This is a genomic window from Rhizobium sp. UFLA01-1127, from assembly GCF_059803845.1.
Genome location: NZ_JAUQTZ010000010.1, coordinates 38,272 through 59,940 on the forward strand (window position 1 = coordinate 38,272; position 21,669 = coordinate 59,940).

The following is a 21,669-nucleotide window of genomic DNA, read 5'->3' on the forward strand; positions in this document are numbered from 1 at the left end:
GCATGGAGGCAGCAAGCGCCGATCTCATTCATCTCGTCCTGGGCATTTTCGGCGTCCTGATCGTTGCCTCGATCATCGGCTATGTGCTGGAACGGCGCCTGTCGCCCGACGGATCGAACGCGGCGATCGAAAACCTGAATGCGCGCATCAAGGCCTGGTGGATGATGGTGGTGCTGATCGGCATCGCCTTCATTGCCGGCCGTGCCGGCGTCATTCTGCTCTTCGCTTTCTGTTCCTTTGCGGCGCTGCGCGAGTTCGTGACGCTGATCAATACGAAGCGGGCAGACCATTGGGCGCTTGCCGCTGCCTTCTTCGTGGCCTTGCCGGTGCAATATTACCTGCTTTGGGCGGAGCAGTACGGCATCTATTCGATCTTCATTCCCGTCTACGCCTTCCTCTTCATGCCGATCATCGCGGTGCTGCGTGGCGACACAGAACGCTTTCTGGTACGGATCGCCGAGGTGCAATGGGCACTGATGATCTGCGTCTTCTGCGCCTCGCATGTGCCGGCGCTGCTGACGCTGCATATTCCTGGCTACGAGGGCCGCAATGTGCTGCTGATCGCCTTCCTGGTGATCGTCGTGCAGCTCAGCGACGTGCTGCAATATGTCTGGGGCAAGCTCTTCGGCAAAACGAAGATCGCACCACGGCTGTCGCCGTCGAAGACGGTGGAGGGCTTCGTCGGCGGCGTCATCAGCGCCTCGCTGATCGGGGCGGCACTCTGGTGGGTGACGCCGTTCACGTCGCTGGAAGCCGGGCTTCTCGCCTTCGTCATTACGCTCATGGGCTTTTTCGGCGGGCTTGTGATGTCGGCGATCAAGCGGGATCGCGGCGTCAAGGATTGGGGGCATCTGATCGAGGGGCATGGCGGGCTGATCGATCGGCTGGATTCGGTCGTTTTCTCCGCGCCGATCTTCTTCCATCTCGTACGCTACTGGTGGTCGCTGACATGAGAGGAAAGCTGAAAGCGCTTGCCGGCAGCAGCATCGTGCATGTGCTTTTCGCCTTCCTTGCCATGGGCGGCTGGGCCGTTTTCGCCAATCGCATGCATCCGATGCCGAGGCCACTGATCGTGGGCTTCGTGCAGGGCGTGCTTTCCGGCTGCCTGACGCTGTTCCTGAAATCTGTGGTCGAAGCTTTGTCGCGGCGGTTCGGCGGCTTCACACGTCTTTGGGCGCCGCCGCTGATCGCCTGCCTGGGTTCGGCAACGATCCTGGTCGTCATCCATGCGCTGAGCGGCACGCCCGAAATCCTGAAGACCATTGCCGTGCCGCTGCTGGTCTCCTCCAGCTATGCGGCGATCTATAATTACTCGATATCGGGCGGGAGGTTGCGAAACCATGAGAGGTGAGGGGCCATGACAGGCAAGGGCCAGGCAGACAAAAGAGCCGGCGACAGGCGGCCGCTGGCGAGCCGCAACACGCGATGGGCGCAGACGCTGGCGCGGCGCATGACCGCGCTTTCGGTGACGCCGAACCAGATATCGCAGGCAAGCATGCTCATGGCGGCTTTGGCGGGGGTGTCGTTCTGGCTTTTCGGTGCCGCCGGCAGTTTGGGGATGCGCGCCGTCTTGCTGATCCTGGCGGCATTGTTCTGCCAGCTGCGTCTGCTCTGCAATCTGCTCGACGGCATGGTGGCCGTCGAGGGCGGGAAGGGCGAGGCCGACGGGCCGTTCTGGAACGAGTTTCCGGACCGCGTCGCCGATATCCTCATCTTTGCCGGCATTGGCTATGGCATCGCAATGCCGGGGCTTGGCTGGGCCGCTGCCGCCCTTGCGGTGCTGACGGCCTATGTCCGCGAACTTGGACGCGCGACCGGCAATCCGAGCGATTTCGGCGGCCCGATGGCGAAGCAGCATCGCATGGCCGTTGCTACGGGGGCGGCACTCCTCTCCATTATTGAAGCTTTTTGGAGTGGCGGCGTATGGGTTTTGACCCTTGCGCTCTGGATCGTCGCCATCGGATCGGCGGTCACCGTATTGCGGCGCAGCCGCAATCTGATCGGGCATTTGCAGGCAAAGGGGTGATCGGCACTTTTGCCGACCCCTTGCGCCGGCTGGCGATCCTTTCTATATCCCTCCAGAATTAGGCAGGCTGCGGAGAATGCGGCCCATTGCCCGCATGAAAATTCGCCGTTTTTGCATGGCATCCGGCGGTAGGCAGCATGATCCCGAGAAGTGTGCAGCGGTTTTGGATCAGATCATGCGAAATCAAATCGTGAGAGCGTGACGACAGGAACGTCATCCCGCTCGGCAGCATCGAAGATCGTTCAAGACTGGCGGCAACGACCGTGAATACACTGGATTTTGACAAGAGGCCGGAAGATACCCGTGTCGTCGTCGCCATGTCGGGCGGTGTCGACAGCTCCGTCGTTGCCGGCATTTTGAAGCGGCAGGGCTATGATGTGCTCGGCATCACGCTGCAGCTCTATGACCATGGCGCGGCCGTGCACCGCGCTGGTTCCTGCTGCGCCGGCCAGGATATCGACGATGCACGCCGTGTCTGCGAGACGCTCGGTATCCCGCATTATGTGCTCGACTATGAAAAGCGCTTCCGCGAGACAGTGATCAATCCCTTCGCCGAGAGCTATGTCGCCGGCGAAACGCCGATCCCCTGCGTTGCCTGCAACCAGACCGTCAAGTTCGCCGATCTCTTGGCGACGGCCAAGGAACTCGGCGCCGATGCGCTGGCAACCGGCCATTACATCCGCTCGCGCCCGAACCCATCGCCGGAGCATCCGCATCGCCGCGCGCTCTATCGCCCGGCCGATGCCGATCGCGACCAGAGCTATTTCCTCTTCGCGACCACACAGGAGCAGATCGACTATCTGCGCTTTCCGCTCGGCGGCATGCCGAAATCGGAAACGCGCGCGCTTGCCGAAGAAATGGGTCTTGTCGTTGCCAAGAAGGCCGACAGCCAGGACATCTGTTTCGTGCCGCAGGGCAAATATTCCGACGTGATCGCCAAGCTGAAGCCGAATGCGGCGCTTGCCGGTGAGATCGTTCATCTCGACGGCCGCGTGCTCGGCCAGCACGAGGGCATCCTGCATTATACGATCGGCCAGCGCCGCGGCATCGGCATTGCGACCGGCGAGCCGCTCTATGTCGTCTATCTTGACGCCCGCTCGCGCCGCGTCATCGTCGGCCCGAAGGAGGCGCTGGAAACGCATCGCGTCTATCTGCGGGATGTGAACTGGCTGGGCGACGAGCCGCTCGCGCAGGCCGCTTCCGGCGAGGGCTTTGCCTGCTTCGCCAAGGTGCGCTCCACCCGCGCGCCGTCGCCTGCCGTGCTGCATGCCGATGCCAGCGGCATCTATGTCGATCTTTCGGTCGGCGAGGCCGGCGTGGCGCCGGGCCAGGCCTGCGCACTCTATTCGGCGGCGGGCGATGACGCCCGCGTCTATGGCGGCGGCTTCATCGAACGCTCGGAGCGCGAGCCGATGGCGGAAGCTTCCCTGAAGGCGCTGCTGGCAAGCCCGGTGGCCGCCTGAGGGCAGTGGGGATCGGCGGCGAGAGAAAGCACTGATTTTTCCAAATCATCCGCTTGACACCAAGCCGAACCGCACCTTATAAGCCGCTCAACCGACGGGCCAGCGCTTTCGAGCGGCGGTTCGTTTGACCTTTGCATTTGATGTTCAACATCAAATGTCGCGTGGCGGAGTAGCTCAGTAGGTCAGAGCAGAGGAATCATAATCCTTGTGTCGGGGGTTCAAATCCCTCCTCCGCTACCAAATTTTTAATAAAAACAAATAGTTACGCTGATTGTAGCCGGTGTAGCCGGACGCGACTTTCCGGAATTTTGACACGGACTTCCGGAATTTTCGATTAGGGTCCTTTGGTGTCATTGATCGAAAGTTCGGCGTCGTTGGGAGCGTGCGTGGGTAAGGGCACTGGTCTCCCGTTGGTTGCAATTTTGCGATTTAGCGCCATAAACAATCTACTGGCCTTGGTGCAGATTGAGCCGACCGATTGAAAACGGTCCAAGGGAAAGTGCTCGCTGTTTATGCTACCTAGTTCGGTCGGGATGCGATGTGAAATGACGATCGGGATCGCGCCGTCGATCATGCGCCAAACACCATTGGCCATTTTATTCCGAGCCTCTATCGCTCTACGGATGCCAGTCCATGCGTCGGCGGTTGTCTGAGCATTGGGATGCAGCGGCATGGCGTACCGTTCCGATAGCTTCTTCGCAAGCTCGATTTTTTCTTTAGTTTCAATCTGTGTAACCAGCTTTCCGTCATCGTACGAAAGGCCAAGCGCCGCCCAATTGAACTCCTCCGCGTGCATTTCCATCTCTGAAAACTGCATAATGGCTGTCGCAACAGCGAGTTTGATATCATCCGGCACAGCCTCGGATAAGCGAGCGGTATCCGATAACTTCTTCTGGACGAGTTGCTGCTGTTTGCCCGATCCAGCTTTTGCCTTCTTAAAACGCGGTTCTTTAGGCGGCAGATTGTTCATAGGCTGTCCATTGGCTCAATTTCCAGACGATGCCTCGCAGAACGAGCAACATAATCAGTCGCTTTTTTCCAAATCGAACTCCTGATATTCGCCCGGGAAGTTCGTGTGCATCTCATTCGCCATTCTGTAGACGACATCAGTCAGGTATCTTATGAGGAGGTCGACTTGAGCGAATTCGGGGGCATCGAGCAGGGTGCCCTCAAGAAACCGTGGAGGCGTTAACACGGAAAATTCTTCACCCGTGATTGACCTTCGCCCTTTCATGGCAGACAGGCTGCTATGTGGGACAGCATCCGGATCGGCATGCGCGAATATCTTGTTGCGCTTCGACATGAGATCTTCATGAAGCTTTTGGGTGCTCACGGGCAGGCTGATGCCCATGCGCTTGTAACTGAGCGGTGGCAGGCCACGTCGAGCTTCGGAGAATGGACGCGCATAGGAAACGACGAGTGCCGTCTCATAGCACATGAAGCGCCGAAGATCCGCCCGGCCGTAGGTCTTACTGAAGTCAATATCCTCGTGGATGAAGGTGGCGGCGCTCGCGGCGTGACTCAAATCTCGAAGGGACAGCAGTAGCCTCCGAAAGAACGGACGATCCGAAAGCTTGCTCGTCGGAAACTTGGAGAAATCAGGGGGATCAAACGGTCTGAAATCCGATGATTTCTGTCCATCAGGCCGCGTCTCGCTGTACCGCCAGTCTGAAGGATAGGAGGCGATGATTTCGTCGGGCTTCAAGCTTTATCCCCAATGTAGCCGGTGGCGCGATTTTGCTGCCCGCAAGCTGTGGCGCTTCTCGACTCGAAAGTAGCTCGAATTATCGTTAGCAGTGGCGCTACCCCTGTTAAAGATCCACAATCTTAGCATCGACCGAAATCGAAGTTCGAAGGCTTCCACTCGCCTGTGATCGTGAGGTACGTATATTCGAGACGTGCTGCGGGAACCGATTGAAATTCAAACATTCGCCCGTGTTCGCTTGTCAGAGCCGTTGCGCCGAATTGAGCGACGAGGAGAATAGCTATTGCTGAAACGGCCGATATACAGTGCGAAAGCGTGGCTTTTGAATAATTCGTATATCGGTCGTGTTTCACGTCATTATATGCATCGTACCAAGCAAGGCTCCCTGACGGTCGATCACTCGACCAATCCGCGAACGGTTGAATTGGCGCAAGCCATGGATAAGGTGCCAAAAGCACCGAGTACTCTTTAGGTCGCAGGGCTTCACAGGTTTTGAAGTAATCCTTGGTGCTACTTCCAGCGTAGCCATTTGCGTGCAAAACGGATTTCCACTGCGCCTCTACCTCCGGGCAAGCCACGATCAGCAAGTTCATGATGCTGGGACCGAAGGCCTGGGCGTTCGATCCACCAGGTTCCACGACTCTGAAGATGCCAGAAAGTTGTTCGACGATGGCGGACAGGTGATCTCTGCCTCGGGCTATGAACTCACGATCGGTTTCAGCGGGGTACGCCCAAAGGTCGAAGCCTCCAGGGAGCGCCCTGGCTATGCGTGGATGATAGTGATCAGGAGCAATCGATAACTCTTTAAAACACCAATCGGTTCGGTCGGCTGCAAGTCCGAATGGTGTGCGCACGCCATTTCGAAACGATTCTATGAGATTCTCGCCGGGATCGGCGATGATTTTCTGTCCAGGTTGGATGGAATCGGCTTCCGTGCTCGTTACGCGCCAACAACAATTAACGGTGCCTACGGGCACCCAGTATTCAGTAAAGTAGCAGGTTTCTCGTAGGGTTGAAGTCTGCGATCCATCAGACATGCTCGACTCAATCTACAATCCAGGTTCGTCTTTACCCGGTATTCTTGTTTGAAAGAGGGATCAATGCAACATCGGTTAATCTACGTCGCGTCTTGCGGTTTATTCAGCGCCCGCGCGCCGGAAACCGGCACTGAGAAACGCAACGAGGAAGTAATTCAGTATTACCTCTGAAGGGGGGATGCGCAGCGAGCAGGTCGATGGCCCGCAGCCCATCTAGTTCGATTTCCCACTTCAACTCTGTCGCGGCTCCGGGTACGGGTGTGACAGTTATCTCTTTGCGCTGTCGGACGGGTCCAGTCCCCAAACTTAGGCCCGCCGCCGTTGCGATGACACGCAAGTGCCGCCCGTTTTTCGAGCGGCCGTATTCGCAGAGCGTTAGCCGTTGGACGGCCATGCGAAGGCGTCGATCCCAGCCGTCATGGTGATCGTGCCGGCGATGATCTGCTGGTTGATCTCGCCTTCGGCCGCGAAGCTCGCCTGCACATGCCCACCGACTGTATTGGCGATCGCCGTCATCTGCGTGGCTGTGACCTCGACGAAGCCCGCAGCCGTCTTGAACTTCACCGTTACCTCCGTGTTTGCCTGCACGTAATTGTAGGCTCCGGTAATCAGCGACTGGCTGACCCGATCGGCCATGACGTGCATAATCCCAGACACCCCGACTACCATTGGTGGATAATATCCCTCATAACGGCGTCAAAAAATTCTCTGCCGCCTCTCCGAACGTTTGTCGGAACCAACAGCCATCTCCCCGCGTAAAAGGAGATAAGGCGCTTCGTTCGATCTCGTGAGAGAACGAGGCGCCTTTTGAGCGGCGCGAACGTCCGGGCGGGGAGTGTGCTGCTTTCCATGACGACACCAAGAGTCACTTCGGAAGGAGTTCCTGATGTCGAACTACAAGCTTCTCGTTATGTTCTGTCTGTCCGCCGGCCTGCTCGTCTGCATGATCGTGGTTGGCCTGCTTTCGCTGCATCAGTGAAAGCATCCGGCTTGTGGCAGGCGAAGCCTGTATGCGCGGTGGCGGATGATGTTCCGCACCGCTTGCTCCCGTCGCTGCCGGCCATCAATCGGCCGGCCGAATTTGCCCCCCGCTCTCTCAAGCGGTTCCACGTTGCATGGCATCGCGGAATCGCTCCGGCTTTTGCCTGTGCGCAATTCCGGACGGAAGGCGGCCGTGCGGCTTTCGTGGGCTTGCTTAAAGAAACAGATCTGCACTTTCCATCAGGCGACCTGATGGTGAAGAGGCGGCAGAAGGTCCTTGCCGAAGCCGAGGCGTGTCGTGAAGGCGTGCAGTTCGGCGAGGGTGCCGTGGCGCAGGAAAAAGTGATCCGCCGAGAGGTCGAGCGGCCGGCGGCGGCCGAAGGGCAGGCTGGAAAAGGCGATCTTCATGCCATCCGCAGCCAGCGCCACCTTCTTTTCCGGGCTTAATGCGTCATCCGCGGCTGCAACGCGCGTGTAGTTCCCGATGAATTTCGGGATGATGGCGCTGCGGAAGATCAGAATGCCGGTCTGCAAGGGCTGCGGCGTTCCCGAACCGTTCGGCGCGATGACGTCGGCTTCCGGATGGGCTTCGATCTGGCGTTCGATGATGTCCTTGCCGTGAAACAGCGTGCCCTGTTCGACAAGCACTGTGTAGAGATCGCCATTGGCAAAGCCATAGCCGAGGCCGAGCAGAAGCGCTCGCGACCAGCCGCTGAGGGTGCTGTGTCCCTGGACGGCATGTCCGTAGTTGCGCTTCAGGCTGACCCAGCTGATGCGGGGATCGTCCGGCATTTTCGGGCGCAGCGGTGAAGCCGAATCGATGACGAGGATGTTGCTGGGCGAGGTGAAGGAGCGAACGCAATGATACCAGATATCGAAGCATTCGACCGAGCGGACGAAATCGTCGCCCAGCACCCTGTAGTCGCGGGCCTTGTCGTCGGCGTACCAGCCGGTCACGATGCTGTAGGTCATGTCGTCGCCTTTCGCCCAGTGCTCAAAGCCGCTTCTGCAATGCAACCATCTTGAAGTGCCAGCCGTTGATGCCGCCGCGATTGTTGCGGTGGACATAGACGTTCTGGATCTGCGAGGCGACCATGCTCAAATAATCCGGATGAGCGAACGGGATCTCGAGCTTGCCGGTTTTCAGGAAGGTTTCGAAGACTTCCGCGCTCTTCCTGCAGGGCGGCAAGGAGCTTTCGAAAGGCGGCTGCCAGTGAAAATCCTCGATGACGTAGAAGCCGCCCGGCTCGACCTTGTCGAAGAGCTTGAGAAAGGCGAGTTGCTGATGGAACGAGGCGTGCGAACCATCGTCGATGAGCAGCTTCAGGGTGGGAAGAGCAGTGCTCAGGCGATCGAGATCGGCGATGCTGCCGAGATCGCCACGGTGAAACTCGAAGCGGTCCAGCCGGATATGCGAGAAGTCGGAGAGATCGAAGCCATAGAGCTTGGCGCGGGGAAAATAGTCGAGCCACATGCGGATCGACGGCACATCGCTGCCGACGCGATCGACGGAGGCTCCCGCTTCCACGCCGCCTCGCTCCAGGCCGATTTCCAGCATCGAAAAGTCCTGGTTGCGGAACTGTTCGAAGAGAAACGAGTAAAGGGTCGCATAATTATGGGCGTGGCCGATCTGCGTTCCCTTGTCGGTCTTGTAGTAATCGGCAAGCTCTACGAGTTCAGGCATGGAAATCCCTTCCAAAGAAAGCCGGCATCAGGCGCAGCCAAGCGTCCGGCGGACGCTGCTTTCTTCAGCCGTGTGGCTGCTGCCGTAAATTTCGCGCAACTCCATCTGCTGCGACAGCATTTCGTAAAGCGCCGTCGTCACGGCGACGAGCGACGCGTCGTCGAGCGCGAAGACCTCATGGAGATCGTATTTCTCCATGAGCTTCAGGGCGGTTCGGAAGCAATCCTGCTGCGCCTCGACGGCCGCCAGCGTTTCGGGCGAGCGGTTGTCGCTCGCAAAGACCGGGACGGCGAAGTCCTGAATGAGGCGAACATCCTCGACCATGCCATGCGTCGCGTAATTGCACATTTCCAGCATGGTGTTCTGGACGACCGTCTGTTCCGCCGGAATGAGGGTATGGAACCGGCAGGTCTGCGGCGTCGCGGCCATTGCTTCGTAGGCCGGCGCAGTCGGCAGCTTGTGGAGGAAGAATACCGGGACCTGGCTGAGACCGATGGTGGCCGCGAAATTGGCGAGCGACCAGCCGGTGCCGCAGAGATCGACGATGAGGGCATCATCCGAGATCAGCTGCCTTGCGTAGCTTGTGTAGCTGGGCGACGGCTGCATCTTGGCGAGGCGGCTGGTGTAGAAATAGGTTGCCCGGCATTCAAATCCGCTCCGCTGGGCAACCTTTTCGAACAGCGGCATCCAGGCGTCGCAGTCGCGGCTGGAAAAGAGGATCGAGCGCTTGCCGAGCTGGGCGGCAAGTCTTGCCAGAGCGACGCTTCCAAGCAGCATGATCGGGAAATTCAAGCTTGCCTGGACAACCTGCACGGTCCGGCTCGGGGCGTTGGCCGACCACGTCGAAAGCCTGGTCTCGCGGCAGAGTTCGGCAAGCTGGCGCAGACCGATCTGCATCAGGACATCCTCGACCGGATTGAGGCCGAAAATGCCGGTGTGGCGATTGGGAATATCGAAACGGCCGGGCATTTCGACGTCGGAATGAAGATTGTCGCCGAGATGCTCTTCGATCGAAAGATTTGCCTGCGCCTGCGGCCAGATTGCGCCGGACCGCTTGCCGTCGGAGGTCACGATCAGGCTCACCTTTTTGTCGAGGCCGGCCTTGTCGAGCAGCTTTCGGATGATCTCGTGGCCGAGATACATGTCGGAGATCAGCACGTCGCCGTGGCGCACGAGTGCCATGTTCTCGGCGATCGGGATGACCTGTTCCAGCTCGACATCGATCTCGAGCGCCTTGAGCGCCGCGGTCCGGACCGCATCGAGCTGCAGCGCCGCCGCCAGCTCATCATAGATCATGTCGAGGTTGTAGGGATGCTGGGCAACCTTCGCTTCTGCCTGTTTGCGTGCCGCGGCGAACGCCGGCAGGTCGGCGCGCTTTGCAACGATCTCGAATACCTTCAACGGTTCGATGCAACGCCGGGCGATCAGCGTATCGAAGACATCGAACGTGCGGACGGATGGAAGCGCGCGCGCTTGCGCCGCTTCAGGCAATGCCGGGAGAGCGGAAGTGGAGGCGGGCTTTGCCGTCGGCGCGCCGATGAGATACTCGGTGAACTGATTGGAATTCGGTGCTGTATTCACGTCGTGTTCTCTCCAGCGCCGCCGCGCTTGTGCGTTTAGTCCGAGAGGAATGGCCTCCGGCTGGTATCCGGAAGCTTCGTGCAGGCAGCAGACGGAACCCGATCCCGAATCGGATGCGCCTCATCCGAGCGGATTTCCAATCCTTATCCTGCGGCTGGCAGGCTAGGTTCGGCAGCTTGTGCCAGGCTTGAGCGGGGCCTTGTCGTCACATTCTTAACGCGCGTCGTGGTCATAGGCCCGATGGCACGATCCCGGTGATATCACCCGTTTGCCGGCGCTCCGGGGCTGTGTTTCGGTTCCGGCCGAGACTTCGGCCGGCCGAAGACCTGCCTCAGGCTGAACCACTTGCCGCCAGTTGCGTTGTATCATCAAACAGTCGGCTCAAATCCATGCAACATGGCTTGCAAGAGGAAACATGCTCTGGCACCGTATCGTCATAGGGGATCGGGGTTTTCAATGAGACTGTTTTTTATGGTGGCCGCTGCGTTGGCGGTCGCCGGTTCTGCAATGGCTGCAGACGATGCCGCGAACAATGCGTTCCGGGTCTGCAAGATGATCGACAATACCGGTCTGTTCACCGCGCCCTGCCAGGTTGCCAACAGGCGAAATGCCGTTGTGGCAACGATAGACCTTCCGGCCGCCGATGCCAGAAAGGCCTGCATGCAGATAGCCGGCGTGGCTTCCTCAAAGGGATTCCATTTTCCCGGCGGAGAATGGACCGTGCAGATCCGGTCCCCGACCAGCGGTGACAAGTCGATCGCATTTTGCAGATTGCCGAAATAGGGCAGCTCCAGGAAAATGCGGTTTTCCGCCTAGCATTCCGCAAAAACAAAAGGATAGAGCGTTTTCGCGATTCGAAGAAAAGCGGAAAGACTCCAGCACCGTCAGGCCGATGCGTTCAATTCCTCGTCGGCGAAGGCGAACTGCAACTCCATCTGCACTGCATGCATGAAGAGCCCGGCCTGTCTGGAGATTTCGCCGTCTTCCATCCCCTGTTCGCGAAGGGCAGCGGCAAAGCCTGCCATTTCCGAACGCCAGAAGCGATTTGCCGCCTCTCCGTGAAGCTGCTGCAGGGCTGTGGCACACCGTCTGACATCACTGGTACGCCTGTCGGCCGGGAATGGTAGAAGCGACATATTCTCTCCGTCGTTGGCAGGGCGAATCGCCTGCCTCTGTTGGCAAGATCGCTGGCACTCGTTCACAAAAAGTGAATTATCTCAGAGAGATCCCGCATGCTGCGGGAAGGGAGGGGTGATTTCACTGCATTACGGATATGCCTGCCTCCCGCGCGGCCCTGATCAAGGCCTCTCTTACGGCTTCCGGCCCGACGGCGCCAAGCATCGCTTCGAGGCATATCCGCACCGCAGCCACATATTCCTCGCCATTTTCCACCGGCCAATGTTCCAATAACAATTCTGCGACCTGATGCACCGAATTGACGCGACGAGTTCCGCCGGTCTCTCCCATGACCAGCGTCACGGTTGGAAATGGCCGTAAAGTGTTTCGTTTCAAAACGCATTACCTCCGAAACGCACATGCTTCGGTAACCTAGCAAAAAACGTTCCGCGTCGCGCCTTCCGCCTGAGGTCGGCCCGGCTTCGGCGCCACAGCGGCCCTCCCGAGTTCCTGAAAACGCGGCCGTCAAATCAGGACTGCCCGAATCCGGAACGCTTTGAGTTCCCGAATTGGCAGCAAATTCAACGCCGTGGGGACGACGCTTGAGTATAATGCCGAAAACCGTGATCGGTTTTCGGATGGTATCCGGCTCTAGGCCAGTACGTCGGCCTCGATGCAGGCCTCGATGAACACCGCTCTGGCTTTCTCGCAGAGAAGGGGATCGGTGTCGGCCTTAAGGCACAGGTTGAGCGCCGATTCATATTTTGCGCCTCGAAGGGCGGGCCAGCGGGAGAGCAGATGATTGAAGGCTTCTTTCGGACTTTTGATTGCTTCCGGGATCCCGTAACCGATACGCAGGTACACGGGTTCAAGCCAGCGGATATCGCCGGCACTAAGGATCAAGTTCATTTTGATGGTGCTCCGACATTGCCATCGAAACTCCTGTCGCCGCAAAAGGTTTCGCAATGTCTGAAAAAAGCGATGCCAGTCCATTTGCGATGGTAGCGGCCGATCATGACGGATCCCAGCCGGGCTTCATCCGGTCAGCAATCAGGCTTCCTGCGATGAGGCAGGCTGCCGACCCGTGCGCAAGCCCGGAATGAGAGGGCGGCCAATTCTATTGGATCACCGGGCTTTCGATCGGAACGCCGGCCTCCATCGCTGCCGCGAGAAAACTGTCCCGTGCCTCCGGCGGTTGCCCCTGGCCTCTTTCGACATCGGCGCAGATCTGCAGGGCCATCATGAATGCCCTGCCTTCGGCCACCGGCCAGGCATTCAGCAGCATGTCCAACGCTTCTTCCGTGTTGGCGACCGTGTAGACTCTCCCTGTACGCTTGCAGATGACCATGATGGGACAATTCCAGTCTTTATTATTCATGGTACGAGGCTCCGATCGACGCCGCCGAAATTAACGCTGCGGTGCGCAAAATCTCAAGTTAATTTCGAGACGACATCTGGAGCAGCTCGGAAGTCTTTCAATCGTCAGGAAAATCAATTCGAACTGCAAGCTGATCAACTTTCGAGTCATAACTTTCAACACCGTGTTTTCATGGATAATCATTGCGCGGAGATTACTTGCGCCGATGCATGAGATCATAAAAGGCTTGGCGCGCCGCGCGGCCGACGGGAGAAAATGATGGGAAGCTTTGCGGAGATCAGGGAGCGCGCCGAGAAACGCAAGGGAGGCGCCGACGGATTGAAGACGCTGATGCCGAGGATGCCGGATCATGAGGCCTTGCGTGCGCTGCCGGATGACCGGATCCTGTCGGAAATGACGCGCTACATCTTCTATGCTGGCTTCGTGCGCAACGTCATCGATTCCAAATGGCAAGGTTTCGAGGCCGCCTTTTCAGGATTCGATCCCGCCTTCCTCAATCTCGCGCCGGACGATTATTGGCATGATCTGACCTCCGATGTGCGGGTCATCCGCAATGGCGCCAAGATCATGTCGGTCCGGGCCAATGCGCAGTTCATCCGCAAGCTCGCTGACGAACACGGGAGCGCCGGCCGCTTTTTCGCCGATTGGCCGCTTACGGATCAGATCGGCCTGCTGGCCGTTCTGGACAAGCAGGCGAGCCGGCTGGGCGGCATGACCGGGCAATATCTTCTACGGGCGATCGGCCGCGACAGCTTCGTCATGAGTCATGACGTCCTCGTCTGCCTGAGGCTGGCCGGTGTGCCGATTTCGGAAAACAAGCCGACCAAGAAGGACTTGCGGCTGATCCAGGATCAGTTCAATGCCTGGCATGATGAGACAGGCCTGCCGCTCACCTATCTCTCGCGCATCTGCGCCTTCTCCGTCGGAATGCCGGGGGAAGAGCCAAGGGAAGGGAACGAGCCCTGATTGATCTGGTTCCTCGAATGATGTTGGATCGCGTCCGACACAGGGAGAAACAGAATGACGACCGACAGGAGACCCTTGGCCATCAGCGCGCCGGAGCCGCGCTCGCTCGAGCTTATCTTCACCAAGGATGCACTTTCACTCCTTCATTCGAAATATCGCATTGTCGAGGCTGATCCGAATAATATCGCCGGGCTGAGCGACGAGGTGCTCGGCGAGGCGCGCTACATCATCGGCCAGCCACCCTTGTCGAAGGAAGTGCTCGACCGCATGCCGCAGCTCCGCTGCATCCTGAATGTCGAGAGTAATCTCATCAACAACATGCCCTATGAAGTGCTCTTCGAGCGCGGCATTCATGTCGTCACCACGGGTCTGGTCTTTGCCGAGCCGGTCGCCGAGATCGGCCTCGGATTCGCCCTGAGCCTGGCCCGTCAGATTGCCGATGCCGATCGGGACTTTCGCGAGGGCAGGGAGCTTTGGGGCGGCGATGGCAATACCAGCGCCCGGCTGATTTCCGGCAGCGATATCGGCATTGTCGGTTTCGGCGATCTCGGCAAGGCGCTGAACCGGGTTCTCAGCGGCTTCCGCGCAAATATCAAGGTGTTCGATCCGTGGATGCCGCCTTCGATCCTCAGGGAGCACGGCGTGCAGCCTGCCGGATTGGACGAAGTGCTGTCAGGCAGCGATTTCGTTTTCGTGGTCGCGTCCGTTACAAGCGAGAACAAGGGCTTTCTCGGCACCGAAGCCTTCGCCAGGATGCGCAGGGGAGCAGCTTTCATATTGCTCAGCCGTGCCGACGTCGTCGATTTCGACGCGCTGATGGCGGCGGTCGCTTCCGGCCATATCGTCGCGGCGAGCGACGTCTATCCGGAGGAGCCGCTTGGCCTTGCCCATCCCGTTCGCAAACTCAAAGGGTTCCTTCGCTCCGCCCATCGCGCCGGTGCGCTCGACAGCGCCTTCAAGAAGATGGGTGAGATGGTATTGGAAGATATGGATCTGATGGATCGGGGCCTGCCGCCGATGCGCTGCAAGCGCGCCGAGCGGGAGACGGTATCGCGCATGCGTTCGAAACCGGTCACGCGGAACTGACCATGGTTCTCCATTCCCGGCACAGTATTTCCCCGCGCCGGGAATAGGTTTGTTTTGACAGAGCTAGCGGCGGTCGAGCCGGTTGGCGAGGCGATCGCCCAGCCATTGCATGCCCCAGACCAGAACGATCAGGATGATGACGACCGCGATCATGACGTTCGTCTCATAACGTTGGTATCCGTAGCGGATGGCAAGGTCGCCAAGGCCGCCGCCGCCGATCGTGCCGGCCATGGCCGAAGCGCCGATCAGCGTCACCATGGTCACAGTGAAGCCGGCGACGATGCCAGGCATGGCTTCGGGTATCAGTACCTCGCGGACGATGGTCCAGCGATTGCCGCCCATGGCGCGCACGGCATCGATCAGGCCGCGATCGACATCGCGAAGCGAGACCTCGGCGACGCGCGCATAATAGGGGATTGCGGCAATGGTCAGCGGCACGATCGCGGCTGTCGTGCCGAGCGCCGTGCCGACGATCAAGCGCGTCAGCGGGATGAGGGCGATGAGCAGGATGATGAAGGGCACGGCGCGGAAGCCGTCCACCAGGATGCCGAGAACGCGGTTGACCGCGCCCTGCTCGGCGATGCCGCCGCGGCTGGTGACGACGAGGGCAAGCCCGAGCGGCAGGCCGATGATGAGGGAGAGAAAGCCGGATGCGCCCGTCATCCAGATCGTTTGCCAGAAGGAGCGCCAAAGCAGGCCGAGGATTACGTCAGTTGTCATAGCCTAGAACCTCCACCCGGGCGGAGCGGGCTTTCAAGAAATCACTGACCTGCGTCGGCAGAGTCGCGTCGCGTGTCGGCACCGCGACGAAGAAGCGGGCCACCGGCTGGTTCTGGATATGGTCGATGCCGCCGTGGACCAGCCGGAAGGAGCGGGGAAGGGCGGCCGAAAGCTCGGCAAAGAGCGCGCCTTGTGCGGCAGGGCCGGCAAGATCGACGCTGAGAATGGCCTCTGCGCCCGATGCCGGGGAAAGGCGCGCGGCGACATGGTCAGGGAGCTGCGGACGTGCACCGCTGAGCAGGCTGGCGGTGATGTCCTGCTGCGGATCGGCGAAGACGGCCCACACCGAACCCTCTTCGACGATCCGGCCGGTATCGATGACCGCGACACGGTCGGCGATCGAGCGGATCACTTCCATCTCGTGGGTGATGAGCAGGATCGTCAAGCCGAGCTTGCGGTTGATATCCTTCAGAAGCGCCAGGATGGATCGAGTGGTTTCGGGATCGAGCGCCGACGTCGCTTCGTCCGACAGGAGAATGGCAGGCCGGGCGGCAAGAGCGCGGGCAATGCCGACGCGCTGCTTTTGGCCGCCGGAAAGGGCGGATGGATAGGCCTTGGCCTTGTCGGCGAGGCCGACGAGCTCGAGCAGTTCGCGGGCGCGCTGCAAGCGTTCCGCCTTGGCGGCGCCCTCGATCTTCAGCGGCAGTGCGATGTTTTCCTCGACGGTTCTGGAGGACAGCAGATTGAAATGCTGGAAGACCATGCCGATGCGGCGGCGCAGCGGCTGCAGCTCCTTTTCCGAAAGGCGGGCGATGTCGCGGCCCTCGATGTGGATCTCGCCGCTATCGGCGCGCTCCAGTCCGTTCAGGCAGCGGATCAGTGTCGATTTGCCGGCACCGCTGCGGCCGATGATGCCGACGATTTCGCCCCGCCGCGCGGTCAGCGATATGCCATCCAGCGCCGGCGTCGTGCCGAACCGGCGGCGGACATCGACCAGGCGGACGATCTCGTCGCCCGTCGATTCAGGCGGAGCCTGTCCGCCGATTGATATGGCTGGGGTGAATGAATTCATTCTGTATCTCTTTGTAAAAGCGGCCTTTGAGTTCGTTGATACCATTATACCCCCCTCTGTCGCTTTCGCGACATCTCCCCCACAAGAGGGGGAGATCGTAGAGAGTATGTTGCGCACTCTTTGAAATAAATCAGCCGGGTGTCAGCAGATGCGACGTTCGCTTCTGGCGATGGCTTGCCACGAGTTTCCGATCTCCCCCCTTGTGGGGGAGATGTCGCGAAAGTGACAGAGGGGGGTTATGTACCCTCCGCGAACTCCATAACCAACTATAAACTTCATCGCATCCTAACGGAAAAAACATTAAAGGCGGCTAGGGCATGATGCCCCGGCCGCCCGACGTTCAGCGCTGTCCTGATCTCAATAGGCGCTCTGGCCGGTGCCCTTGTAGACCTTATCGAACTCGGCCTTGACGGTATCGTTCTGGTAGGAGGCAACCAGCGTCTTGACCCAGGGCGCGTTCTCGTCGCTCTGCTTGACGGCGATGAAGTTGCGGTAGGGATTATCTTTCGTCTGCTCCTGCGCAATGCGGTCGTTCGCCGAGAGCCCCGCTTTCAGCGCCCAATCGGTGTTGACGACGGCCGCGTCGAGATCGTCGATCGAGCGGCCGACGATGCCGGCATCCAGTTCCTTGATGTCGACATTCTTCGGGTTTTCAGCGATGTCGGCGGTGGTGGCGAGGATGCCGGTGCCGTCCTTGAGCTTGATGATGCCCTCGTGCTGCAGCACGAGAAGCGCGCGGCCTTCGTTGGACGGGTCGTTCGGCACGCCGATGGCGGCGCCCTTCGGGAGCTCGGCCACGGTCTTGTACTTCTTGGTGTAAAGGCCGATCGGCCAGATGCCCGTATAGCCGGCAACGACGATGTGATAGCCGTGCTGCTTGATCTGGTTGTCGAGGTAGGGCTTGTGCTGGAAGGCGTTGGCATCGATTTCGCCGCGCTCCAGGGCCTCGTTCGGCTGAGTATAGTCGTTGAAGACGACAGGTTCGACCTTCAAGCCCTTCTTGGCGGCTTCGGCGACCACGACGCGCCAGACATCCTCGTCCTCACCGCTCATGATGCCGACCTTGATCGTCTTGTCCGCAGCGAAAGACGGCATGGCGCTTGCCGTCAAGCCGAACACGGCGACAGCGGAAGCAAGGATGGCGGCAAGGCCGGCGCGGCGGGAAAGGCGCAGCGCGTCGAGGCCTCCAGAAAGCTTTTCAGTCATGGGAAATCCTATTCCAGATGATCGAGATCGTTCTCTCGTTGACATCAGGATCATCTCAGAGGCGCGTTCCATCCGCGAAGCAGGATCATGCGTTGTGCAGTGCGGTTCTGAAAAACTCTTTTCAGTGCTATGCGAAAGGGCAAACTATTTTCTACAAATACCATAGATTACTAATGGGGCAAAATGGTATTTGCTTAAAATTTAGGCGAATTAGCGATGGATCGGGTCTTTCCAGAGAACCTCTTCCGGTTTTTCGACCGGTTCGATGTCGAGATTAACGACAACCGGCTCCTGGCCGGAGCGGACGAGAACACATTCCAGCGTTTCGTCCCGGCTGGCATTGATTTCCTGATGCGGCACATAGGGCGGCACGAAGATGAAATCGCCGGGGCCGGCTTCGGCGACGAACTCCAGATTTTCGCCCCAGCGCATTCTTGCCCTGCCTTTGACGACGTAGATGATGCTTTCGAGATCGCCGTGATGATGGGCGCCGGTCTTGGCGTTGGCGTGGATCGTCACGGTTCCCGCCCAGATCTTTTCCGCGCCCGCGCGGGCATGGTTGATCGCGGTCGCACGGTTCATGCCGGGGGTCTGCGCCGTATTCGGATCGAGCGCGTTGCCGGGGATGATCTTGACGCCGTGCTCACGCCAATCGACGGGCTGATGGTCGTGATCGTGCCCGTGTCGAGGCTCATGTTCATGATCGCCACACATGGTCTTCCCTTTGCCTTTTGAGAGAGATTCGCGTGTCTTCCACCGGCACACGGTAATTTCATACTACGCGAAGCCATTCAAAAATAAAGGGAATTGCAGAAACTTATCATTGAGGCTTTTCAAGTCGAGATTAATCTATAGACTTGATCAAGTTACATGACCGGTGGGAACATTTCGTGTGTATCCCGCGTTGCGCCGGTCGCAAGATAGTTTGCCGCGCCGCTGCCCCAATTCAGGCGCGCCAAGCTGAAGAAGCAGCGCCTGGGTCTCGGAGGAGAGACCATCCACTTCCATAGATGCGCCGGACTTCCAATTGAAAGGAGACAGACATGTCGAATGCCTTGCCGCCCCTTCATGAGGGTCATGCCCCCATTACTCTGCAGCAGCTCTTCCGCGAGGCGCTCTATGCCTTCGAGGAATGGGACAGCGAAGTAACCGAACCGATCGTGACGTTCGAAGGACGTATCCATCCCATCGGCGTCGTGTTCGAAGCCATGCGCGAATGCACCGACATCGTGCCCAACAATATCGTCTCGGCGGTGACCGAGCGGCTGACCAAGCCCTGGGAGGGCGAAGGCCCGCTTGACACGATGACCTTTTCGACGGCTGCCCGTGTGATGGGCGTTCTGGTTCGCAAAAGACTGTTGGCCGTGAACAACGGCCTCAACGTCACCACCATGGCTGCAGACGCCGGAGCTGCGGAAAAATCCGACCGCTGAAAAGCGAAGGTACTTGCGAAAGGCCCGCCGGTAGTACGCCGGCGGGCCTTCTGCATTTTCAGCGGCCGGCAACGTCGAATTGCGGATCGACGGGGATCTGCATTGCAGTGACCAAATGGTTGGTCTGTCCAGCCATTCCTATGACTGCCAGCAGCTCCGCATGCTGGGCGTCGGTCATACCCTTCGCCCGGGCGGCGGCCGTGTGCGAGTGGATGCAGTAGCTGCAACCGTTGGCGGTGGAGACGGCGATATAGATCATTTCGCGCACCAGCGGGTCGAGCGCGCCTTCCGCCATCATGACCGTTTTTAGCCCCTCCCAGGTGCGTTCCAGCAGTGCGGGATCATTGGCCAGTCCACGCCAGAAATTATTGACGAAGTCGGATTTCCTGACCGCGCGAATGTCGTCGAACACAGCCTTGACCGCCGGGACTGCCTCCGCTTCCGCGTCGTTGAGCAGCTTGACTGTCGCCATTCCTTATCTCCTTTCGGCAACTCTCATCATATGGGAGAGTAATGCATTTTCCGGCGACATGAGTGCACAGCGCCCTCAATATCCTCCCTCTTTTTGTTTGCAAAATTTATCCATATGTGAAAATACTATTCACATAAGAAAATCGAAGCTGATGCAAAACCGGCGGCTTGGATGACCCCTGAGGCGGAGAGGCATTCTTGAAGCGTCGGGGTGCTATAATGGCGCCTGCCTGCAACCACCCGCTCGCCGATCCGCATTGATGGGCAGCGGCCGAAATTCGAGCGTGCGGCCCCGCACGTTGGCGAGCATAATGCGGCACTCTGGGAGGAGTTCGACCTTGGCTGAAGAGATCGAGAGGTCGCCGATGGATATAGAAGGAGTTTTCCAATGACGCGCATCACCAATCTTCGCGTTTTCGATTTGCGCTTCCCAACATCGCAGAGCCTCGACGGTTCGGATGCGATGAATCCGGACCCGGATTATTCGGCAGCCTATGTCATTCTCGATACCGATAGGCCGGGCCTTGCCGGCCACGGCCTGACCTTTACCATCGGCCGCGGCAACGACATCTGCTGCATGGCGATCGAGGCGATGCGGCATCTGGTCGTCGGCACGGAGCTTGCGACCGTTCTGGAAAACCCCGGCAAATACTGGCGGCATCTGACCAGCGACAGCCAGCTGCGCTGGATCGGCCCGGAGAAGGGCGCGATGCATCTGGCGACGGGGGCGGTCGTCAACGCCGTCTGGGATTTGCTGGCCAAGGAAGCCGGCAAGCCGGTCTGGCGGCTGGTCGCGGAGATGGATGCGGAACACATCGCCGATATCGTCGACTATCGCTATCTGACCGACGTTCTCACCCGGGACGAGGCCGTTGCCATCCTGAAAAAGGCGGAAGCCGGCAAGGCCGATCGCATCGCCACGCTCGAGCGCGAGGGCTATGCCTGCTACACGACATCAGCCGGCTGGCTCGGCTATGACGACGCCAAGCTGCGCCGCCTGTGCCAGGAGGCTATCGACGCCGGCTTCAACCATGTGAAGATGAAGGTCGGCCGCGATCTCGAAGACGATATCCGCCGCCTGACCATTGCCCGCGAAGTGATCGGCCCCGACCGCTATCTGATGATCGACGCCAACCAGGTCTGGGAAGTCAACCAGGCGATCGACTGGGTGAAAAAGCTCGCCTTCGCCAAGCCCTTCTTCATCGAAGAACCCACGAGCCCGGACGATGTCGCCGGACACCGCAAGATCCGCCAGGCTATCGGCCCCCTAAAGGTCGCAACCGGCGAGATGTGCCAGAACCGCATCATGTTCAAGCAGTTCATCGCCGAGGGCGCGATCGACATCGTGCAGATCGATTCCTGCCGCATGGGTGGCCTCAACGAAGTGCTGGCGGTGCTGCTGATCGCCGCCAAGTTTGGGCTGCCGGTCTGGCCGCATGCCGGCGGCGTCGGGCTCTGCGAATATGTGCAGCACCTGTCGATGATCGACTACATCGCCGTATCCGGCACCAAGGATGGCCGCGTGATCGAGTATGTGGATCATCTGCACGAGCATTTCATCGACCCCTGCATCATCCGCGACGCAGCCTACATGCCGCCGAGGCTGCCGGGCTTCTCGATCGAGATGAAGCTGGAATCGATCAAGGAATATACGTTCAAGGGGTGATTATGTACTAAAAAGCTCCTTCTCCCCTTGGGGAGAAGGTGGCCCGAAGGATCGGATGAGGGGTATCCGCATCGATTT

25 protein-coding genes and 1 tRNA gene are annotated in these 21,669 nt (G+C 59.3%); 9 read left to right on the forward strand and 17 right to left on the reverse strand.

Going from position 1 to position 21,669, the window contains the following annotated elements; all coding sequences use genetic code 11:
• Positions 1 to 2: 2 nt before the first annotated feature.
• The 5 genes from Q4Q11_RS04240 to Q4Q11_RS04260 all read left to right on the forward strand — a co-directional run bounded on the left by Q4Q11_RS04240 (position 3) and on the right by Q4Q11_RS04260 (position 3,729).
• Positions 3 to 953 carry a phosphatidate cytidylyltransferase gene (locus tag Q4Q11_RS04240; RefSeq protein ID WP_498568747.1) on the forward strand — a complete coding sequence of 317 codons (951 nt, stop codon included), beginning with the start codon at positions 3 to 5 and terminating at the stop codon, positions 951 to 953.
• The gene (locus Q4Q11_RS04245; RefSeq protein WP_498568748.1) at positions 950 to 1,351 is read left to right on the forward strand and encodes a hypothetical protein; all 402 of its coding nucleotides are present in this window, start codon (positions 950 to 952) and stop codon (positions 1,349 to 1,351) included. Before Q4Q11_RS04240 ends, Q4Q11_RS04245 begins: the two co-directional genes overlap by 4 nt.
• A 6-nt stretch (positions 1,352 to 1,357) precedes the next feature.
• Positions 1,358 to 2,026 carry a CDP-alcohol phosphatidyltransferase family protein gene (locus Q4Q11_RS04250; RefSeq protein WP_112503293.1) on the forward strand — a complete coding sequence of 223 codons (669 nt, stop codon included), beginning with the start codon at positions 1,358 to 1,360 and terminating at the stop codon, positions 2,024 to 2,026.
• Positions 2,027 to 2,289: 263 nt separating this feature from the next.
• The gene (gene mnmA, locus Q4Q11_RS04255; protein ID WP_498568749.1) at positions 2,290 to 3,489 is read left to right on the forward strand and encodes a tRNA 2-thiouridine(34) synthase MnmA; all 1,200 of its coding nucleotides are present in this window, start codon (positions 2,290 to 2,292) and stop codon (positions 3,487 to 3,489) included.
• A gap of 163 nt (positions 3,490 to 3,652) precedes the next feature.
• Positions 3,653 to 3,729: transfer RNA gene (locus tag Q4Q11_RS04260), tRNA-Met, on the forward strand.
• A gap of 94 nt (positions 3,730 to 3,823) precedes the next feature.
• Here Q4Q11_RS04260 and Q4Q11_RS04265 read toward each other — a convergent pair.
• The 12 genes from Q4Q11_RS04265 to Q4Q11_RS04320 all read right to left on the reverse strand — a co-directional run bounded on the left by Q4Q11_RS04265 (position 3,824) and on the right by Q4Q11_RS04320 (position 12,971).
• Positions 3,824 to 4,459 carry a hypothetical protein gene (locus Q4Q11_RS04265; RefSeq protein ID WP_498568750.1) on the reverse strand — a complete coding sequence of 212 codons (636 nt, stop codon included), beginning with the start codon at positions 4,457 to 4,459 and terminating at the stop codon, positions 3,824 to 3,826.
• Between the two features lie 54 nt (positions 4,460 to 4,513).
• Positions 4,514 to 5,194 (reverse strand): hypothetical protein, encoded by a 681-nt coding sequence (locus tag Q4Q11_RS04270; RefSeq protein ID WP_498568751.1) that lies wholly within the window; start codon positions 5,192 to 5,194, stop codon positions 4,514 to 4,516.
• A gap of 122 nt (positions 5,195 to 5,316) precedes the next feature.
• Entirely contained in the window at positions 5,317 to 6,231 is a 915-nt protein-coding gene (locus Q4Q11_RS04275; RefSeq protein ID WP_498568752.1) for a hypothetical protein, read from the reverse strand.
• Positions 6,232 to 6,606: 375 nt separating this feature from the next.
• Entirely contained in the window at positions 6,607 to 6,900 is a 294-nt protein-coding gene (locus tag Q4Q11_RS04280) for a DUF4376 domain-containing protein (protein WP_113213540.1), read from the reverse strand.
• Positions 6,901 to 7,452: 552 nt separating this feature from the next.
• Positions 7,453 to 8,184, reverse strand: coding sequence for a hypothetical protein (locus tag Q4Q11_RS04285; RefSeq protein ID WP_498568753.1), 732 nt, complete (start codon positions 8,182 to 8,184; stop codon positions 7,453 to 7,455).
• A gap of 22 nt (positions 8,185 to 8,206) precedes the next feature.
• Positions 8,207 to 8,896 carry a hypothetical protein gene (locus Q4Q11_RS04290; RefSeq protein ID WP_498568754.1) on the reverse strand — a complete coding sequence of 230 codons (690 nt, stop codon included), beginning with the start codon at positions 8,894 to 8,896 and terminating at the stop codon, positions 8,207 to 8,209.
• Between the two features lie 27 nt (positions 8,897 to 8,923).
• Positions 8,924 to 10,477 carry a hypothetical protein gene (locus tag Q4Q11_RS04295; protein ID WP_498568755.1) on the reverse strand — a complete coding sequence of 518 codons (1,554 nt, stop codon included), beginning with the start codon at positions 10,475 to 10,477 and terminating at the stop codon, positions 8,924 to 8,926.
• 434 nt (positions 10,478 to 10,911) lie between these two features.
• Positions 10,912 to 11,229: a hypothetical protein gene (locus Q4Q11_RS04300; protein WP_498568756.1), complete on the reverse strand. Its 318-nt coding sequence runs from the start codon at positions 11,227 to 11,229 to the stop codon at positions 10,912 to 10,914.
• A gap of 132 nt (positions 11,230 to 11,361) precedes the next feature.
• Entirely contained in the window at positions 11,362 to 11,613 is a 252-nt protein-coding gene (locus Q4Q11_RS04305) for a DUF6074 family protein (RefSeq protein WP_112503317.1), read from the reverse strand.
• Between the two features lie 121 nt (positions 11,614 to 11,734).
• Positions 11,735 to 11,956, reverse strand: coding sequence for a DUF982 domain-containing protein (locus tag Q4Q11_RS04310; RefSeq protein ID WP_498568757.1), 222 nt, complete (start codon positions 11,954 to 11,956; stop codon positions 11,735 to 11,737).
• Positions 11,957 to 12,244: 288 nt separating this feature from the next.
• Positions 12,245 to 12,502, reverse strand: a complete 258-nt coding sequence (locus Q4Q11_RS04315; RefSeq protein ID WP_498568758.1) for a DUF982 domain-containing protein — start codon at positions 12,500 to 12,502, stop codon at positions 12,245 to 12,247.
• A gap of 208 nt (positions 12,503 to 12,710) precedes the next feature.
• Positions 12,711 to 12,971: a DUF982 domain-containing protein gene (locus Q4Q11_RS04320; RefSeq protein ID WP_112503324.1), complete on the reverse strand. Its 261-nt coding sequence runs from the start codon at positions 12,969 to 12,971 to the stop codon at positions 12,711 to 12,713.
• Between the two features lie 258 nt (positions 12,972 to 13,229).
• Here Q4Q11_RS04320 and Q4Q11_RS04325 point away from each other — a divergent pair, with 258 nt between their 5' ends.
• Both Q4Q11_RS04325 and Q4Q11_RS04330 read left to right on the forward strand, forming a co-directional pair.
• Positions 13,230 to 13,937, forward strand: a complete 708-nt coding sequence (locus tag Q4Q11_RS04325) for a DNA-3-methyladenine glycosylase I (protein WP_498568759.1) — start codon at positions 13,230 to 13,232, stop codon at positions 13,935 to 13,937.
• 54 nt (positions 13,938 to 13,991) lie between these two features.
• Positions 13,992 to 15,023 (forward strand): hydroxyacid dehydrogenase, encoded by a 1,032-nt coding sequence (locus tag Q4Q11_RS04330; RefSeq protein WP_112503330.1) that lies wholly within the window; start codon positions 13,992 to 13,994, stop codon positions 15,021 to 15,023.
• Positions 15,024 to 15,086: 63 nt separating this feature from the next.
• Here Q4Q11_RS04330 and Q4Q11_RS04335 read toward each other — a convergent pair whose 3' ends face one another.
• The 4 genes from Q4Q11_RS04335 to Q4Q11_RS04350 all read right to left on the reverse strand — a co-directional run bounded on the left by Q4Q11_RS04335 (position 15,087) and on the right by Q4Q11_RS04350 (position 18,735).
• Positions 15,087 to 15,743 carry a methionine ABC transporter permease gene (locus Q4Q11_RS04335; RefSeq protein ID WP_112503333.1) on the reverse strand — a complete coding sequence of 219 codons (657 nt, stop codon included), beginning with the start codon at positions 15,741 to 15,743 and terminating at the stop codon, positions 15,087 to 15,089.
• Entirely contained in the window at positions 15,733 to 16,815 is a 1,083-nt protein-coding gene (locus tag Q4Q11_RS04340) for a methionine ABC transporter ATP-binding protein (RefSeq protein WP_113213533.1), read from the reverse strand. Before Q4Q11_RS04340 ends, Q4Q11_RS04335 begins: the two co-directional genes overlap by 11 nt.
• 357 nt (positions 16,816 to 17,172) lie before the next feature.
• Positions 17,173 to 18,021, reverse strand: a complete 849-nt coding sequence (locus Q4Q11_RS04345) for a MetQ/NlpA family lipoprotein (RefSeq protein ID WP_112503337.1) — start codon at positions 18,019 to 18,021, stop codon at positions 17,173 to 17,175.
• Positions 18,022 to 18,231: 210 nt separating this feature from the next.
• Positions 18,232 to 18,735 (reverse strand): cupin domain-containing protein, encoded by a 504-nt coding sequence (locus tag Q4Q11_RS04350; protein ID WP_112503340.1) that lies wholly within the window; start codon positions 18,733 to 18,735, stop codon positions 18,232 to 18,234.
• A gap of 329 nt (positions 18,736 to 19,064) precedes the next feature.
• Here Q4Q11_RS04350 and Q4Q11_RS04355 point away from each other — a divergent pair, with 329 nt between their 5' ends.
• Positions 19,065 to 19,454, forward strand: a complete 390-nt coding sequence (locus Q4Q11_RS04355) for a BRA0787 family protein (RefSeq protein ID WP_112503342.1) — start codon at positions 19,065 to 19,067, stop codon at positions 19,452 to 19,454.
• Positions 19,455 to 19,512: 58 nt separating this feature from the next.
• Here Q4Q11_RS04355 and Q4Q11_RS04360 read toward each other — a convergent pair whose 3' ends face one another.
• On the reverse strand, positions 19,513 to 19,926 hold the full coding sequence (locus Q4Q11_RS04360; protein WP_112503345.1) for a carboxymuconolactone decarboxylase family protein: 414 nt from the start codon (positions 19,924 to 19,926) through the stop codon (positions 19,513 to 19,515).
• Positions 19,927 to 20,313: 387 nt separating this feature from the next.
• Between Q4Q11_RS04360 and Q4Q11_RS04365 the strand changes: the two genes are divergently transcribed.
• A complete protein-coding gene (locus tag Q4Q11_RS04365) occupies positions 20,314 to 21,591 on the forward strand; it encodes an L-fuconate dehydratase (RefSeq protein ID WP_498568760.1) in 1,278 nt (425 codons plus the stop codon).
• Positions 21,592 to 21,669: the final 78 nt, after the last annotated feature.

Excerpts from the sequence above, each read along its gene's own strand:
- Q4Q11_RS04240 (WP_498568747.1), top strand. The coding sequence starts at position 3 with ATGGAGGCAGCAAGCGCCGATCTCATTCATCTCGTCCTGGGCATTTTC.
- Q4Q11_RS04245 (WP_498568748.1), top strand. The coding sequence starts at position 950 with ATGAGAGGAAAGCTGAAAGCGCTTGCCGGCAGCAGCATCGTGCATGTG.
- Q4Q11_RS04250 (WP_112503293.1), top strand. The coding sequence starts at position 1,358 with ATGACAGGCAAGGGCCAGGCAGACAAAAGAGCCGGCGACAGGCGGCCG.
- Q4Q11_RS04265 (WP_498568750.1), bottom strand. The coding sequence starts at position 4,459 with ATGAACAATCTGCCGCCTAAAGAACCGCGTTTTAAGAAGGCAAAAGCT.
- Q4Q11_RS04275 (WP_498568752.1), bottom strand. The coding sequence starts at position 6,231 with ATGTCTGATGGATCGCAGACTTCAACCCTACGAGAAACCTGCTACTTT.
- Q4Q11_RS04280 (WP_113213540.1), bottom strand. The coding sequence starts at position 6,900 with ATGGTAGTCGGGGTGTCTGGGATTATGCACGTCATGGCCGATCGGGTC.
- Q4Q11_RS04285 (WP_498568753.1), bottom strand. The coding sequence starts at position 8,184 with ATGACCTACAGCATCGTGACCGGCTGGTACGCCGACGACAAGGCCCGC.
- Q4Q11_RS04290 (WP_498568754.1), bottom strand. The coding sequence starts at position 8,896 with ATGCCTGAACTCGTAGAGCTTGCCGATTACTACAAGACCGACAAGGGA.
- Q4Q11_RS04305 (WP_112503317.1), bottom strand. The coding sequence starts at position 11,613 with ATGTCGCTTCTACCATTCCCGGCCGACAGGCGTACCAGTGATGTCAGA.
- Q4Q11_RS04315 (WP_498568758.1), bottom strand. The coding sequence starts at position 12,502 with ATGAACTTGATCCTTAGTGCCGGCGATATCCGCTGGCTTGAACCCGTG.
- Q4Q11_RS04320 (WP_112503324.1), bottom strand. The coding sequence starts at position 12,971 with ATGAATAATAAAGACTGGAATTGTCCCATCATGGTCATCTGCAAGCGT.
- Q4Q11_RS04325 (WP_498568759.1), top strand. The coding sequence starts at position 13,230 with ATGGGAAGCTTTGCGGAGATCAGGGAGCGCGCCGAGAAACGCAAGGGA.
- Q4Q11_RS04330 (WP_112503330.1), top strand. The coding sequence starts at position 13,992 with ATGACGACCGACAGGAGACCCTTGGCCATCAGCGCGCCGGAGCCGCGC.
- Q4Q11_RS04335 (WP_112503333.1), bottom strand. The coding sequence starts at position 15,743 with ATGACAACTGACGTAATCCTCGGCCTGCTTTGGCGCTCCTTCTGGCAA.
- Q4Q11_RS04340 (WP_113213533.1), bottom strand. The coding sequence starts at position 16,815 with ATGAATTCATTCACCCCAGCCATATCAATCGGCGGACAGGCTCCGCCT.
- Q4Q11_RS04345 (WP_112503337.1), bottom strand. The coding sequence starts at position 18,021 with ATGACTGAAAAGCTTTCTGGAGGCCTCGACGCGCTGCGCCTTTCCCGC.
- Q4Q11_RS04350 (WP_112503340.1), bottom strand. The coding sequence starts at position 18,735 with ATGTGTGGCGATCATGAACATGAGCCTCGACACGGGCACGATCACGAC.
- Q4Q11_RS04355 (WP_112503342.1), top strand. The coding sequence starts at position 19,065 with ATGTCGAATGCCTTGCCGCCCCTTCATGAGGGTCATGCCCCCATTACT.
- Q4Q11_RS04360 (WP_112503345.1), bottom strand. The coding sequence starts at position 19,926 with ATGGCGACAGTCAAGCTGCTCAACGACGCGGAAGCGGAGGCAGTCCCG.
- Q4Q11_RS04365 (WP_498568760.1), top strand. The coding sequence starts at position 20,314 with ATGACGCGCATCACCAATCTTCGCGTTTTCGATTTGCGCTTCCCAACA.